Consider the following 15,321-nt stretch of genomic DNA (forward strand, 5'->3'; position numbering starts at 1 on the left):
ATTGATCACGCTGACTATCAGGTGGTACGGATCAAGTGGTCGAACGCGCTGAGCGATGCTTTAGCACCCTCTCCTACAGCGATGACGATTTGCTTGTACGGCACAGTGGTCACGTCACCAGCAGCAAAGATGCCTGGCAGCGAAGTTTCACCACGGGCGTCGACAATGATCTCGCCACGGTTGGACAGCTCGATGGTGCCTTTGAGCCATTCGCTGTTGGGCAGCAAGCCGATCTGCACGAAGATACCTTCCAGTTCCACATTGATGAACTCGTCGGAGTTGCGATCTTTGTAAACCAGGCCGGTCACCTTCTGGCCATCACCTTTCACTTCGCTGGTCAGCGCGCTGGTGATCACTTTCACGTTCGGCAGGCTGTGCAGCTTGCGCTGCAGTACCGCGTCTGCACGCAGTTGGCTGTCGAATTCGATCAGGGTCACGTGGCTGACGATACCCGCCAGGTCGATGGCTGCTTCCACGCCAGAGTTACCACCACCAATTACCGCCACGCGCTTGCCCTTGAACAGCGGGCCGTCACAGTGTGGGCAGTAAGCCACGCCACGGTTACGGTATTCCTGTTCGCCCGGCACGTTCATTTCGCGCCAGCGGGCACCGGTGGAGAGGATCACGGTTTTGGCTTTCAGCGACGCGCCGCTTTCGAACTTGATCTCGTGCAGCTCGCCCGGGTTTTTCGCCGGAACCAGCGCGGTGGCGCGTTGCAGGTTCATGATGTCGACTTCGTACTGCTTCACGTGCTCTTCAAGGGCACGGGCCAGTTTCGGGCCTTCGGTTTCCTGCACGGAAATGAAGTTCTCGATGGCCATGGTGTCCAGCACCTGACCGCCGAAGCGCTCAGCCGCGACACCGGTACGGATGCCTTTACGCGCGGCGTAGATCGCTGCCGCAGCGCCAGCCGGACCACCGCCAACCACCAGCACGTCGAAGGCTTCTTTGCTGTTGAGTTTTTCAGCATCACGGGCAGAGGCGCCGGTGTCGATTTTCGCCAGCAGTTGCGCAACGTCCATGCGGCCTTGGCCGAACAGCTCGCCGTTCAGGTAGATGCTCGGCACCGACATGATCTGGCGACGCTCGACTTCGTCCTGGAACAGCGCACCGTCGATGGCAACGTGGCGGATGTTCGGGTTGAGCACGGCCATCAGGTTCAGCGCCTGGACCACGTCCGGGCAGTTCTGGCAGGACAGCGAGTAGTAGGTTTCAAAGTTGAATTCGCCGGGGATGTTCTTGACCTGTTCGATCACATCCGCCGCCAGCTTCGAAGGGTGGCCACCCACTTGCAGCAGGGCCAGCACCAGGGAAGTGAATTCGTGGCCCATCGGAATACCAGCAAAACGCAGGCTGATATTGGCGTTCGGGCGGTTAAGGGCGAAAGACGGCTTGCGGTCATCGCTGCCATCTTCACGCAGGGAAATTTTGTCGGTCAGGCCGACGATTTCGTGCAACAGAGCGCTGAGTTCGCGGGATTTGTCGCTGTCATCGAGGGACGCGACGATCTCGAATGGTTGGATGACCTTTTCGAGGTAAGCCTTCAACTGGGTCTTCAGATTGGCGTCCAACATGATCGCGGTACCTTCCATTTACGAATTTCAGGGAAAAAATGCCCGAGCGGATTGCGCCCAGGCATTCGGGCGTGCGGAGCAGGTCATGCCCCGCAGCGCTGCTTGCTTAAACAGTAGAGCCTCGTGAAAGGCTCCGGGCTGTTTAGATCTTGCCGACCAGGTCGAGCGAAGGAGCGAGAGTAGCTTCGCCTTCTTTCCACTTGGCTGGGCAAACTTCACCTGGGTGAGCAGCGGTGTACTGAGCAGCTTTCAGCTTGCGCAGAGTTTCCGACACGTCACGAGCAATTTCGTTGGAGTGGATTTCAACGGTCTTGATCAGGCCTTCCGGGTTGATCACGAAGGTGCCACGCAGGGCCAGACCTTCTTCCGGAATGTGCACGCCAAAAGCGTTGGTCAGTTGGTGAGTCGGGTCACCGATCAGCGGGAACTGAGCCTTGCCAACAGCTGGCGAGGTTTCGTGCCATACCTTGTGGGAGAAATGGGTGTCGGTGGTGACGATGTAAACTTCGGTGCCGGCTTTCTGGAATTCGGCGTAGTTGTTAGCGGCGTCTTCGATTTCAGTTGGGCAGTTGAAGGTGAAGGCTGCCGGCATGAAGATCAGAACCGACCACTTGCCCTTCAGGGATTGCTCGGTCACTTCGATGAATTCACCGTTGTGGAAAGCATTGGCGGTGAACGGTTTGACTTCGGTATTGATCAGAGACATTCGCTAAGTCCTTCTGTTGAGAAATTTCAGGGTTAAGAAATTTACAGGAGGGATAGTAAGCCGATGTGCCTGAAAGAGCATATTGATTGAACCCATGACAACGATTGGTTTAGTAAATCGATGCCACGGGCCCGCAATACAAAAGCGCAATGGAACCTGCTGATTAACTTAGATATTCATCCAACAGCAACGCAACCTTTCCAGACACCGTGTTGCTGGCAAGTGCAGCAAACGCGGCCTCCACATCCTTCGCTGCAAAGGTACGCTCCAACTGCGGTTTGAGTCGACCCTCTGTGAACAACGGCCATACCTGTTGATGCAGATCGCCGAGCAGATCGGCTTTGAATTGGTCATTGCGGCTGCGCAGGGTGGAGCCGGTGAACTGCACGCGCTTGGCCAGCATCAGCGCCAGGTCGAACTTACCTTCGCGCCCGCCCATCAAACCGATCGACACCCAGCGCCCATCGAGCGCCACGATCTGTTGATTGAGAGCGGCGTAGTTGCCGCCAACCGGATCGAGGATCACATCGAACGGCGCGAAGTCACGCAAACTTTCCAGGTCGGTGTCGCGCACCACACCACCTTGGGCGCCGAGGTTTTCGCAGTAAGCCAGACGATCCGCCGAACCGACGCTGACCCAGCACGGATTGCCAAACGCTTTGCACAGTTGAATCGCCGCCGAGCCCACGCCACTGGCGCCAGCGTGCAACAACACTTTCTCGCCTGGCTTGAGGCCAGCCAGCTGAAACAGGTTCAGCCAGGCCGTGGCATACACCTCAGGAATCACTGCCGCTTCAACCAGGCTCAAGCCCTCGGGAATCGGCAGGGCGTGGCGGCCATCGACCACCACTTCCTCGGCCATACCGCCACCGGCCAACAGTGCGCAAACACGATCACCGACCTGCCAGGAACTGCCGGCCCCGACCTCGGTGATCACCCCCGAGCACTCCAGCCCCAACGCATCGCTGGCACCCGGTGGTGGTGGATACAGCCCCGCGCGCTGGAGCAGGTCTGCACGATTGAGACCGGCTGCCGCCACGCGAATTCGGATCTGCCCGACGTCGCAGGTGAGACTTGGTCGATCTGCCCATTCAGCGCGTCCTTCAACGCCTTGCAATGCCTTCACGGTGCCTCCATAGTGAGTTCGGACTGAGCCCGGTGCGAACCATCGAGCTATTTGCATTATGCAGCCGGGGCCAACGGAACCGGCGCTCTCAAAGACGGCCTAATATGCGTTATCAACTACCCTCGCGTCGACTCAGCATGCAGCGCTTCGTTCCCAGCACCGCCTTAGCCCTTTTGATCGGTTTCAGTGCCCTACCCCTTACCGCTTGCGCCGCTGCCACCAGCCCTGACAACAGTTGGGACAAGCTGCAGCCAGACCGCGAGCAGGTCATTGCCAGTCTCAACGTAGTGGAGCTGCTCAAGCGCCACCACTACAGCAAACCGCCGCTCAACGATGAGCGCTCGGTGATCATCTACGAGAGCTACCTGAAGCTTCTCGACCCCTCGCGGAGTTACTTCACGGCCAGCGACATCGCTGAGTTTGATAAGTGGCGCACGCAGTTCGACGATTTTCTCAAGAGTGGCGACCTCGACCCTGGGTTCACCATTTACAAGCGTCACCTCGACCGCCTGAAACAGCGCCTCGATTACGCCCTCGGCCTGCTCAACAAAGGCATCGACAAGATCGACTTCACGGCCGATGAAAGCCTGATGGTCGACCGCGAAAAAGCCCCCTGGGCCAAAGACACCGCCGAGCTCGACGAGCTGTGGCGCAAGCGTGTGAAAGACGAAGTACTGCGCCTGAAAATTGCCGGCAAAGAACCTGCGGCGATTCAGGAGTTGTTGACCAAGCGCTATAAGAATCAGCTCGCGCGCCTGGAGCAGACCCGTAGCGAAGATATCTTCCAAGCCTATATCAACACCTTTGCCCAGTCCTACGACCCGCACACCAACTACCTGTCGCCCGATAGCGCAGAAAACTTCGACATCAATATGAGCCTGTCGCTCGAAGGTATTGGTGCCGTGCTGCAGAGCGATAACGACACGGTCAAAGTGGTGCGCCTGGTGCCTGCCGGCCCGGCCGACAAGAGCAAGCAGGTCGCCCCATCCGACAAGATCGTCGGCGTCGCCCAGGGCGATGGCGAGATGGTCGATGTGATCGGCTGGCGTCTGGATGAAGTGGTCAAACTGATCCGTGGTCCGAAAGGTTCGGTGGTGCGCCTGGAAGTGGTACCGGCCACCAACGGCCCGAACGACCAGACCAGCAAGATCGTCGCCATTACCCGTGAAGCGGTGAAACTGGAAGAACAAGCGGCGAAAAAATCGGTTCTCAAGCTCAGCCACGATGGCCGCGACTACAAGCTCGGGGTGATCGAGATCCCGGCCTTCTACCTGGACTTCAAAGCCTTCCGCGCCGGTGATCCGGACTACAAGAGCACCACCCGCGACGTGAAGAAACTGCTGGCCGAATTGCAGAAAGAGAAAGTCGACGGCGTGGTCATCGACCTGCGCAACAACGGCGGTGGCTCCCTGCAGGAAGCCACCGAGCTGACCGGCCTGTTCATCAACCAGGGCCCGACCGTGTTGGTGCGTAACAGCGACGGCCGTGTCGATGTACTGGCTGACGAAAACCCCGGCACCTACTACAGCGGCCCGATGGCGTTGCTGGTGAACCGCCTTTCCGCTTCGGCTTCGGAGATTTTCGCCGGCGCCATGCAGGACTATCACCGCGCCCTGATTCTCGGTGGCCAGACCTTCGGTAAAGGCACCGTACAGACCATTCAGCCGCTCAACCATGGCGAGCTGAAACTGACCCTGGCCAAGTTCTACCGGGTTTCCGGGCAGAGCACTCAACACCAGGGCGTGCTGCCGGATATCGCCTACCCGGCGGTGGTCGACACCAAAGAGATCGGCGAAAGCGCCCTGCCCGAGGCCATGCCGTGGGACAGTATCCGTCCGGCGATCAAACCCGAAAGCGATCCGTTCAAACCGTTCCTGGTCGAGCTGAAGGCTCGTCATGATGCCCGTGTGGCGAAAGACGCCGATTTCGTCTTCACCCGTGAACGTTTGGAACTGGCGCAGAAGCTGAGCCACGAAACTACCGTGAGCCTCAACGAGACCAAACGTCGCGCTCAGCACACCGACATCGAAACCCAGCAACTGGCCATGGAGAACACCCGTCGTGCCGCCAAGGGCCAGGAGCCGCTGAAGGAGCTGAAGAAAGAAGACGAAGACGCGCTGCCGACCGAGGACGACAAGATCAAGCCGGAAGACGACGCCTACCTGTCCGAAACCGGGCAGATTCTGCTCGACTATCTCGGCCTGAATTCGGCCGTGGCCAAGCACTGATAGAGCGTCATCAAGCAGTCATCAAACTGTCGTGAAATAAGGGGCTGGTAGCGATACCAGCCCCTTTTGTTTTCAGGACATCGAGAGCCCCCATGACCGTCACCGAGCAGTTGAGCGCGCTGGACCACATCCTTGCTCACGGCGACCTGCATAGCCTGTTTCAGCCCATCGTGTCGCTGTCCGAGCGCCGCATTCTGGGCTACGAAGCATTGACCCGCGGCCCCTCGAACAGCCCCCTGCACTCCCCCGTCAACCTGTTCGGCGTGGCTCGCCACGCTGGTCGCCTGAGCGAGCTGGAACTGGCTTGTCGCAAGAGCGCCTGCCGCGCCTTCAGCGAACAGAAGCTGGAGGGCAAGTTGTTCCTCAACGTCTCGCCAGACTCCCTGCTGGAGCCCACCCACCAGCCAGGCCGCACCCTCAAGCTGTTGCAGAACTACGGCATCCCACCGAGCAACGTGGTGATCGAGCTCACTGAGCAATCGCCGACGGAAGATTTTTCCCTGCTCTACACCGCCCTGCACCACTACCGCGCGATGGGCTTTTCTATTGCTCTGGACGACCTCGGTGCCGGCTATTCAAGCCTGCGACTGTGGTCGGAGTTACGCCCGGACTACGTCAAAATCGACCGGCACTTCATCGACGGTATTCATCAGGACGCGGTGAAGCGCGAGTTCGTCGGCTCCATTCTGCAGATGGCCAAAGCCTCCCGCGCGCAGGTGATTGCCGAGGGCATCGAACTGAGCGAAGAACTCACCGTGCTGGCGGAAATGGGCGTCGACCTGTTGCAGGGTTACCTGCTCAGCCGCCCACAAGAACAACCACCGCGAGATGCACGCAGCCTGCTGCCAAAACTGGAGGCCAGCCCACCGGCATTAAGTGAAGACGGCAGCGACCTCAGCGCCCTGCTCAATGAGCAGCCCGCCGTCAGTGAGGACCTGCCGATTGCCGCTGTGTTAGAAGCCTTCCGCGCCCAGGCCAACCTCAATTCCCTGGCGGTGCTCAATGCCGAGCAACAACCCGTCGGCATCGTGCACCGGCATTCGCTCTCCGACGCCCTGCTCAAGCCATTTGCCACCGACCTGTTTGCACGCAAGCCCATCAGCCGCCTGATGAGCTCGGACTTTCTCGCCGTGGACTTGGGTCAGAGCCTGCAGAAGGTCAGCCGCCTGCTAACCAGCCGTGCCCGCCAGCGTATGGAAGAGGATTTCATCATCACCCTGCACGGCCGCTACCAAGGCCTGGGGCGGGTGATCGATGTACTCAAGCTGATCACCGAACTGAAAATCCAGCAGGCCCGCCACGCCAACCCGCTGACCCTGCTGCCCGGCAACGTCCCGATTCAGCAGTGCCTGACGCGCCTGTTGCAACAGGCCCGCGAGGCAGTGATCTGCTACGTGGATATCGACAGCTTCAAGCCCTTCAACGACCTCTATGGCTACGCCAAGGGCGATGAAATTCTGCTGTGCCTGGCGCAGTGCCTGAGCGAGCGTGTCGACCCAGCGCGCGACTTCGTCGGCCACATTGGCGGCGATGACTTTTTGCTGGTGCTGGGTTCGGAAGATTGGCGCGCACGCCTTAACTATCTACTGGAAGATTTCCAGGGCCAGTGCCGGCGGTTCTACAGTGCCGAACACCTGGAAGCGGGCTGCTTCATCGCCCATAACCGCAAGGGCCAACGCGAGGAGTTCCCGTTGCTGTCGCTGTCGTTGGGAGTGGTGCATCTGCACCCCTCGAGCTGCGCCAAGATGGACGCTGCGCAGCTCGCCGGCTTGGCCTCCGAGGCCAAACGCCAGGCTAAAAATGTGCCCGGCTACAGCTTGCACATCATCGATACGCAGAAGCTTTCGGCCTGACTTACAGGCCCAGTTCGGTGGCGCGCCGAGCGTAGCGCTCGGCCAATTGGGCATCAGCGCTCAGGCCGTGCTCGCCTTGGGCATACAACTCAGCCAGACGACGCGCGGCCAGTGGATGGCCGGCATCGGCAGCGAGGGTCCACCAACGTGCCGCAGCGACGCCATCCGGCGCGTTGCGGGTGTCCCCCGCCAGGCTGATGACACCGAGCTGGTAGGCGGACTTCGCATCACCTGCGCCAGCCGCTTTACCCAGCAAGCGAATGCCTTCCTCACGCGCGCCAAAACCGCGACCGCGAAACAGCAACAGGTGACCGTAGAAGCTTAACGCGGCAACGTCGTCGAGCGCCGCCATGCGCGCGAACTGCCCTTCCATCCAGGCCCATACACGCGGTTGCTTGACCAGTGCCGGCCAGCGCAAAAGACGACGGGCAAACCAGTAGCCCAGGCGGGCTTTGACGCGCCAATAGACCACTCAGGCCTCTTCCGGATAGTCGTACTCGAATACCCGCACCACTTCGGCAGCATGCCAAGAGGCGGCGGCAACGCCGTCGCTCGGGCCATTAAAACGCCCCAGGCGCAGCGCGCACTCGAAGAAGCCGGTGCGCGGCAAACGGCTGGCGCCTTGGCTGATCACCAGCGAACTGCGCAATGGGTATTCCGCACGCGCATCCAGAGCAGCCAGGTGCTCGAGCGCAGCGGTCAGGGTTTGCATGGCGGGGGTGGGTAATTCCAGACGCTCGATCAGGGCGCGATACGTCAGCAGGTGGCGCTGCCTGCGCGCCTCCGCCAACTCACCCAAGAGCGCCTGCCAATGTTGGCGACTAATGCTTACGCTCACGTATCGGACTCCCAACTGCTAACGCCCAGGTTCCAGGCCAGGGCGCGGCGAATGGCCGAATCGGGCTGGCGCTCGCCGCTTTCGATCATCGTCAGGTAGTGCGGGCTGATGCCCACAGTGCGAGCAAGTTCTTCTAAAGCCAGGCCCTTGGCCTCGCGCAGCGCCTTCAGTTCACTGAGGCTGGAGGCCGCTTTGACCTGCTCGCTGGTCGCCTGCACGGGCGCAGGGGTACGACCTGCTGCCTGCAACAACGCTTGATATTCCGCCCATGGCAACACCGCATATTCGGCTTCGCCATCACGCATGATTACCTGCACATCCATCACCGCCTACCCCATGGAAAAGCAGTGCCGACTGCTTCAGCACTTTCCTTGTAAGGCCGCATCTTAACAGGCCAAACCGCGATAGGGGCGTGATGCGTGGGGCAAGTTTTTTGCGTTTTTAGCCCGCCGATTGGCCGTCTTGTGATGGCACCGATGATGGCAACTTCAACAGTTCTTCCTGCTGCGTCGGCGTACGCGCGGCCAGCCAAGCCCGGAATTCATCCAGCTCTGTGCTCCACGTACGCAACAGCCAACCGAGCACGGCAATGTCATCGATAAAACCAACGCCCAGCAGCGCATCGGGAATCGCATCAATCGGCGAGAGGAAATACAGCAGCGCTGCGACTACCGAGAGCAACGCCTGGGAACTGATGCCTCGGTACTCTCCCCGCCACCACGCCATGCATAACGCCAGTAACACTCGCAGTTCAGCCTTCAACGCACCCAGGCGCCCCCCCTGGGATGCGCTTTTACGCGTCACGGCCAGCAGCAATGCCGGCATTCTGCCGCGAACGATGAAGCGCTGCGCAATGGGCAGGTAACGGGCGAAATTCCATGGTGTTTTCATCGATAAACCTCCTCAGCCCGCGTGCTTACTGGGCTGGCTGGGTTATCCACCGAACCTGTGGATAACCTTGTGAACAACCTGCGAGCCTCGCAAGCAAAAGCCCATGCCATGGGGCTTTGCTACAGATCGGGCATTTTTTAATCAGCGAAAAAAAACAAACAAAATCAGGTAGTTATTAAAAATATGGAGTTGGTACGTAAGTGTCACCTAGTGCCAATGCGAGCTGTTCGCGAAATGTGCATAACCGTAACACCCGCGCTTATTTCAGACCCGGCAGTCAGCCTGTGGTTCGACTATAAACACCCAGAAACGACAACGCCCCGTCGAGACGGGGCGTTGTGATGACACAGAGGTATTACTTGGCTGGAGCGTCTTGCGGCTCAGCTTCCGGCGCAGGAGCGGCGGATGGATCTTTGATGCCCAGCAATTCCAGGTCAAATACCAGTACCGAGTTGGCAGGGATAGCCGGGCTCGGGCTCTGGGCACCGTAGGCCAGCTCGCTCGGGATGTAGAGCTTGATCTTCTCGCCAACGTGCATCAGTTGCAGGGCTTCAACCCAGCCTGGGATCACGCCGCTAACCGGCAGGTCGATCGGGCTACCACGCTCAACGGAGCTGTCGAACACTTTGCCATCAGTCAGTTTGCCTTCGTAGTGAACAGTCACCACGTCGGACGCTTTCGGCTGAGGGCCGTCAGCTTTCTTCACAACTTCGTATTGCAGGCCCGAAGCGGTGGTGGTCACGCCGTCGCGCTTCTTGTTTTCTTCAAGGAATTTCTTGCCTGCTGCAGCCGACTCTTCGGCGAGCTTGGCGCTGCGCTGTTCAGCGCGCTCTTGCAGGGCTTTGAAGGCTTCCATCAGCTCTTCGTCTTTGAGCTTCTGCTCTTTCTTGCCGATTGCGTCTTCGATGCCCTGAGCTACAGCCTTGGAATCGAGATCGTCCATACCTTCTTGAGCCAGGCTTTTGCCCATGTTCAAGCCGATACCGTAGGACGCTTTTTGCGCGGGGGTTTTCAGCTCAACGCTGGTCTGCGAATCGCAGCCTGCGAGCACCAGGCCCACCAAGGCCACCGCCGCCGCTAAACGATGTTGTCTCATACTAATTCCTTGTTTGTGCGCTAAAGAGGGCAATCGAGTGAAGCTGCGAGCTTAGCAGGCCGCTGTGATCACTGGCTACGGGGCTATGAACCAGAAAAGTGGCATAAGTTCAGGGATGTAAAAGGAATTTTTCCCGAACGTTGCCTGGTAAAGCCCCGTGAAAAATCATCGACGACAGCGCTCCCTGCTTCGGTCGAATAGCCGGTGCAGTGCAGGCCTATAAAGGAAGGGAAACACGAAGGGCAGAAACGAAAAAAGCGACCCTAAGGTCGCTTTCTAAGCGCTGGCTCTACTTCAGTCTATAGAGCTAGCTAAATATGGCGCAGCGGACGGGACTCGAACCCGCGACCCCCGGCGTGACAGGCCGGTATTCTAACCGACTGAACTACCGCTGCGCGTAACCTCAAGAGATTGGTGGGTGATGACGGGATCGAACCGCCGACCCTCTGCTTGTAAGGCAGATGCTCTCCCAGCTGAGCTAATCACCCTTCACTCTCGAAGTGGGGCGCATTCTACGGAGCGATCTTCACCCTGGCAAGCCCTTTTTAAAATAATTTTTACTGACGTTCCAAAGGCTTAGCGCAGGGTTGGCCAATGGCGCCCAGGGGGGAATAATGCGCCCTTTGCGAAAAATGGAGTTCCCCCCTCATGTGGTTCCGTAACCTGCTCGTCTATCGCCTCACTCAAGATCTGCCCTTCGATGCGCAAGCACTGGAAACCGCACTGGCCGCCAAACCTGCTCGCCCCTGCGCCAGCCAGGAACTGACCACCTACGGTTTCATCGCACCTTTCGGCAAAGGTGAAGACGCGCCCCTGGTGCATGTCAGCCAGGACTTCATGCTGATCGCCGCACGCAAAGAAGACCGCATCCTGCCGGGCAGCGTGGTGCGCGACGCGGTCAAGGAAAAGGTCGACGAGATCGAAGCCGAGCAGATGCGCAAGGTCTATAAGAAAGAGCGCGACCAGATCAAGGACGAGATCATCCAGGCCTTCCTGCCACGCGCCTTTATCCGCCGCTCCTCTACCTTCGCCGCCATCGCGCCCAAGCAAGGCCTGATTCTGGTCAACGCTGCCAGCCCGAAAAAAGCCGAAGACCTGCTGTCCACCCTGCGCGAGGCTGTCGGTTCGCTGCCAGTGCGCCCGCTGACGGTAAAAGTCGCACCAACCGCGACCATGACCGAGTGGGTAAAAACCCAGACCGCCGCCCCAGGCTTCCACGTGCTGGACGAATGCGAGCTGCGCGACACCCAGGAAGATGGCGGCATCGTGCGCTGCAAACGTCAGGACCTGACCAGCGAAGAGATCCAGTTGCACCTGTCAGCTGGCAAGTTCGTCACTCAGCTGTCGCTGGCCTGGGAAGACAAGCTGTCGTTCGTGCTCGACGACAAAACCATCATCAAGCGCCTGCGCTTTGAAGACCTGCTCACCGACCAGGCTGAACAGGATGGCGGCGACGAGGCCCTGGGCCAACTGGACGCCAGCTTCACCTTGATGATGCTGACCTTCACCGAGTTCCTGCCACAGCTGTTCGACGCCCTCGGCGGCGAAGAAATGCCGCAAGGCATCTGATCGAGTCCTGACCTATGCGCGCACTGGCCGCCCTCAGTCGTTTCGTTAGCAACACCTTCGCCTACTGGGTGCTGCTGTTTGCCGTAGTGGCGTTCTTTGCGCCGCAGTGGTTTGTTGGCCTGAAAGTGGCCATCGTGCCGCTGCTCGGCGTGGTGATGTTCGGCATGGGCTTGACCCTCAAGCTCGATGACTTTGCCGAAGTCGCCCGCCACCCCTGGCGGGTAGCGCTGGGAGTGGTCGCGCATTTTGTGATCATGCCGGGCGTGGCCTGGTTGCTGTGCCAGGTATTTCACCTGCCGGCCGAGATAGCGGTGGGTGTAATTCTGGTGGGCTGCTGCCCGAGCGGCACGGCTTCGAACGTGATGACCTGGCTGGCCAAGGGCGACCTGGCGTTGTCGGTGGCGATTGCTGCCGTCACCACCTTGCTCGCGCCGTTGCTGACGCCCGCGTTGATCTGGCTATTGGCGTCAGCCTGGCTGCCGGTGTCGTTCGCCGATCTGTTCTGGTCGATCCTGCAGGTGGTGCTGCTGCCCATCGTGCTGGGCGTGGTGGCGCAACGGCTGCTCGGTGAGCGCACGCGACTGGCAGTGGATGTATTGCCGCTGGTGTCGGTGGTCAGCATCGTGCTCATCGTCAGCGCTGTGGTGGCGGCCAGCCAGGCGAAGATTGCCGAGTCGGGTCTGCTGATCATGGCGGTGGTAATTCTGCACAACAGCTTCGGTTTTCTACTCGGCTACTTCACCGGCAAAGTGTTCAAGCTGCCCTTGGCGCAGCGCAAATCCTTGGCCTTGGAAGTGGGCATGCAGAACTCCGGCCTGGGGGCAGCGCTGGCCAGTGCGCACTTCTCACCCTTGGCGGCCGTACCCAGCGCGCTGTTCAGCGTATGGCACAACATTTCCGGGGCGCTGTTGGCGACCTGGTTCCGCCGCATGGCAGACGACGCCAGAGCGCCGGAGCAGCCAGCAGAACCTGCGCAACCAGCATCCTGAAACAATCACTGAGCTTGCCCTTGGGCGAGCTTTGTGCAAAATACCGCACAGCCCAAGGACGACCTCGGGCCTGCCTAGTAGATCGGGGACGACCCCACTCTCTGTGGAAGTAGTCCCATGTCCTGGATCATTCTGTTCGTCGCCGGCCTGTTCGAAGTAGCTTGGGCCGTAGGCCTGAAATACACCGACGGCTTCAGCCGCCCCCTCCCCACCGCACTTACCGTTGGTGCCATGCTGGTCAGCCTGGGCCTTCTCGGCCTGGCCATGAAAGAGCTGCCGCTGGGCACCGCCTATGCCATCTGGACCGGAGTCGGTGCAGTGGGCACGGTGATCGCCGGCATCATCCTGTTTGGCGAGGCCATTACCCTGATTCGTTTGGGCAGTGTGGCGTTGATTATTTGTGGGTTGATCGGGCTTAAACTGAGTCATTGATCCAAAAAAATCGCGGCTAAAGCCGCTCCTACGGATCGTGCGATCTCGTAGGAGCGGCTTTAGCCGCGATTGCGATGTCAGCCGTTAGTTACCTCACCGTGCCACGCAACTCCCCCACCTGCGCCTGCAGCACAGCAGGCGTAGCCGCTTCCGGCGCCAGCGGCGCACCCGCCACCAAAGTGATACGCGACCACAAGCGACGGAACACGCCCTTGTTCGGGTCCTTGCTGAAGAAGCTGCCCCACAGCCCTTGCAGGGCCAACGGAATGACCGGCACCGGATGCTCCTCGAGAATGCGCGTGACACCGGCCTTGAACTCGTTGATCTCACCATCAGTGGTCAGCTTGCCTTCGGGGAAGATCAGCACCAGCTCACCATTTTTCAGGTACTCACCAATCTTCTTGAACGCCTGGTCGTAGATCAGCAGGTCTTCACTGCGTCCGGCAATCGGCACGGTGCCAGCGGTGCGGAAGATAAAGTTGAGCACCGGCAGGTTGTAGATCTTGTAGTACATAACGAAACGAATCGGCCGGCGCACGGCGCCACCAATCAGCAGCGCGTCGACGAACGACACGTGGTTGCACACCAGTACCGCCGCGCCCTCGTCCGGGATCTGCTCAAGGTCGCGGTGCTCCACGCGGTACATGGAATGGCTGAGCAGCCAGATCATGAAGCGCATGGTGAATTCAGGGACGATCTTGAAGATGTAGCTGTTCACCGCGATGTTCATCAGCGACACCACCAGGAACAGCTGCGGGATGCTCAGCTTGGCCACGGCCAGGAACAGGATGGAGGCAATCGCCGACACCACCATAAACAACGCATTGAGGATGTTGTTGGCAGCAATCACCCGCGCCCGCTCGTTCTCGGCGGTGCGCGACTGGATCAGTGCGTACAGCGGCACGATGTAAAATCCGCCGAATACGCCGATGCCGAGAATGTCAGCCAGCACCCACCAGGCCTGGCCGTAGCTCAGCACCTGGGTCCAGCTGTGAGCCTCGGCGGTCTGTGGGAAATTACCCGAATGCCACCAGAGCAGAATGCCGAACACGGTCAGACCGATGGAGCCAAACGGCACCAGGCCGATTTCGACTTTGCGCCCGGACAACCGCTCGCAGAGCATCGAACCCAGTGCAATACCGACAGAGAACACAGTGAGAATCAGGGTGACCACGGTTTCATCGCCGTACAGCCACTCTTTGGCGTAGGCCGGAATCTGCGTCAGGTAGATGGCGCCGAGGAACCAGAACCACGAGTTACCCACAATCGAGCGCGACACTGCCGGGCGCTGGCCCAGGCCCATGCGCAGAATTGCCCAGGACTGACGGAAGATATTCCAGTCCACCACCAGGCTCGGCAGCGCGGCTGAGGCAGGCGGAATGCCGCGACTGGTGAGGTAACCGGCGGTGGCGATGGCGACGATGGCGGTGGCCACCAGCGGCGCGTAGGTCAACTCGGACATCATGATGCCAGCGCCGATGGTGCCAGCGAGAATGGCCAGAAAGGTGCCCATCTCCACCAGGGCGTTACCGCCCACCAACTCATCTTCCTGCAGGGCTGCTGGCAGAATCGAATATTTCACCGGGCCGAACAGCGCCGAGTGGGTGCCCATGCCGAACAGGGCGATGAACATCAGCGTCAGGTTGTTGAGCAAAAAACCCGCCGCCCCCACCGCCATGATCAGGATCTCAGCCAGTTTGATGGCGCGAATCAGCTTGTGCTTGTCGAACTTTTCGCCGAACTGGCCACCGAGGGCCGAGAACAGAAAGAACGGCAGGATGAACAACAGCGCACAGAGATTCACCAGCACCGTGCGGTCGCCGGAAATACTCAGTTTGAACAGGATGGCCAGAATCAGCGACTGCTTGAAGATGTTGTCGTTGAAGGCGCCGAGCAATTGCGTGACGAAGAAAGGCAGAAAGCGTTTTTTACCGAGCAAGGCAAACTGCGAGTGTGTGGTCATGATCCCTGTGTACCTGTATGAGGCCACGCTGGCCGTCCAGCATTGGACTGCAAGTG

General features: G+C 59.6%; 14 protein-coding genes and 2 tRNA genes. 5 read left to right on the forward strand and 11 right to left on the reverse strand.

Translation table 11 applies throughout. The features are described from left to right. Nucleotides 1-17 precede the first annotated feature (17 nt). The 3 genes from ahpF to C8K61_RS07240 form a co-directional block, all read right to left on the reverse strand. Nucleotides 18-1,574 carry an alkyl hydroperoxide reductase subunit F gene (gene ahpF, locus C8K61_RS07230; protein ID WP_108095828.1) on the reverse strand — a complete coding sequence of 519 codons (1,557 nt, stop codon included), beginning with the start codon at nucleotides 1,572-1,574 and terminating at the stop codon, nucleotides 18-20. A 142-nt stretch (nucleotides 1,575-1,716) separates the two neighbouring features. Then, on the reverse strand, nucleotides 1,717-2,280 hold the full coding sequence (ahpC, locus tag C8K61_RS07235) for an alkyl hydroperoxide reductase subunit C (RefSeq protein WP_108095536.1): 564 nt from the start codon (nucleotides 2,278-2,280) through the stop codon (nucleotides 1,717-1,719). A gap of 163 nt (nucleotides 2,281-2,443) precedes the next feature. Next, nucleotides 2,444-3,406: a zinc-binding dehydrogenase gene (locus C8K61_RS07240; protein ID WP_108095537.1), complete on the reverse strand. Its 963-nt coding sequence runs from the start codon at nucleotides 3,404-3,406 to the stop codon at nucleotides 2,444-2,446. A 137-nt stretch (nucleotides 3,407-3,543) separates the two neighbouring features. On the opposite strand from C8K61_RS07240, the gene C8K61_RS07245 reads away from it, so the two are divergent. Both C8K61_RS07245 and C8K61_RS07250 read left to right on the forward strand, forming a co-directional pair. Next, the gene (locus tag C8K61_RS07245; protein WP_178086432.1) at nucleotides 3,544-5,634 is read left to right on the forward strand and encodes a carboxy terminal-processing peptidase; all 2,091 of its coding nucleotides are present in this window, start codon (nucleotides 3,544-3,546) and stop codon (nucleotides 5,632-5,634) included. A 92-nt stretch (nucleotides 5,635-5,726) separates the two neighbouring features. Next, nucleotides 5,727-7,487, forward strand: a complete 1,761-nt coding sequence (locus C8K61_RS07250) for a bifunctional diguanylate cyclase/phosphodiesterase (RefSeq protein WP_108095539.1) — start codon at nucleotides 5,727-5,729, stop codon at nucleotides 7,485-7,487. Nucleotide 7,488: 1 nt separating this feature from the next. Here the strand turns inward: C8K61_RS07250 and C8K61_RS07255 are convergent, their stop codons facing one another. The 7 genes from C8K61_RS07255 to C8K61_RS07285 form a co-directional block, all read right to left on the reverse strand. Further along, a complete protein-coding gene (locus tag C8K61_RS07255) occupies nucleotides 7,489-7,959 on the reverse strand; it encodes an SEL1-like repeat protein (RefSeq protein ID WP_108095540.1) in 471 nt (156 codons plus the stop codon). Further along, a complete protein-coding gene (locus tag C8K61_RS07260) occupies nucleotides 7,960-8,325 on the reverse strand; it encodes a hypothetical protein (protein ID WP_108095541.1) in 366 nt (121 codons plus the stop codon). It lies immediately after the preceding gene. Continuing rightward, nucleotides 8,322-8,648, reverse strand: coding sequence for a helix-turn-helix transcriptional regulator (locus C8K61_RS07265; protein ID WP_108095542.1), 327 nt, complete (start codon nucleotides 8,646-8,648; stop codon nucleotides 8,322-8,324). Before C8K61_RS07265 ends, C8K61_RS07260 begins: the two co-directional genes overlap by 4 nt. 118 nt (nucleotides 8,649-8,766) lie before the next feature. Then, complete coding sequence (locus C8K61_RS07270) at nucleotides 8,767-9,216, reverse strand: YkvA family protein (protein WP_108095543.1); 450 nt, start codon at nucleotides 9,214-9,216, stop codon at nucleotides 8,767-8,769. Nucleotides 9,217-9,571: 355 nt separating this feature from the next. Beyond that, nucleotides 9,572-10,312: an FKBP-type peptidyl-prolyl cis-trans isomerase gene (locus C8K61_RS07275; protein ID WP_108095544.1), complete on the reverse strand. Its 741-nt coding sequence runs from the start codon at nucleotides 10,310-10,312 to the stop codon at nucleotides 9,572-9,574. Nucleotides 10,313-10,630: 318 nt separating this feature from the next. Beyond that, nucleotides 10,631-10,707 (reverse strand) — tRNA-Asp (locus C8K61_RS07280). A gap of 17 nt (nucleotides 10,708-10,724) precedes the next feature. Then, a tRNA-Val gene (locus C8K61_RS07285) sits at nucleotides 10,725-10,800 on the reverse strand. A gap of 160 nt (nucleotides 10,801-10,960) precedes the next feature. On the opposite strand from C8K61_RS07285, the gene rdgC reads away from it, so the two are divergent. The 3 genes from rdgC (at nucleotide 10,961) to sugE (ending at nucleotide 13,302) form a co-directional block, all read left to right on the forward strand. Next, on the forward strand, nucleotides 10,961-11,881 hold the full coding sequence (gene rdgC / locus C8K61_RS07290) for a recombination-associated protein RdgC (RefSeq protein WP_108095545.1): 921 nt from the start codon (nucleotides 10,961-10,963) through the stop codon (nucleotides 11,879-11,881). 14 nt (nucleotides 11,882-11,895) lie between these two features. Next, on the forward strand, nucleotides 11,896-12,870 hold the full coding sequence (locus C8K61_RS07295) for a bile acid:sodium symporter family protein (RefSeq protein WP_108095546.1): 975 nt from the start codon (nucleotides 11,896-11,898) through the stop codon (nucleotides 12,868-12,870). Nucleotides 12,871-12,987: 117 nt separating this feature from the next. Further along, on the forward strand, nucleotides 12,988-13,302 hold the full coding sequence (gene sugE, locus C8K61_RS07300; RefSeq protein WP_108095547.1) for a quaternary ammonium compound efflux SMR transporter SugE: 315 nt from the start codon (nucleotides 12,988-12,990) through the stop codon (nucleotides 13,300-13,302). Between the two features lie 88 nt (nucleotides 13,303-13,390). Here sugE and C8K61_RS07305 read toward each other — a convergent pair whose 3' ends face one another. Then, complete coding sequence (locus C8K61_RS07305) at nucleotides 13,391-15,265, reverse strand: MFS transporter (protein ID WP_108095548.1); 1,875 nt, start codon at nucleotides 15,263-15,265, stop codon at nucleotides 13,391-13,393. Between the last annotated feature and the right edge of the window lie 56 nt (nucleotides 15,266-15,321).

It is taken from the genome of Pseudomonas sp. GV071, from assembly GCF_003050835.1.
Taxonomy (GTDB): domain Bacteria; phylum Pseudomonadota; class Gammaproteobacteria; order Pseudomonadales; family Pseudomonadaceae; genus Aquipseudomonas.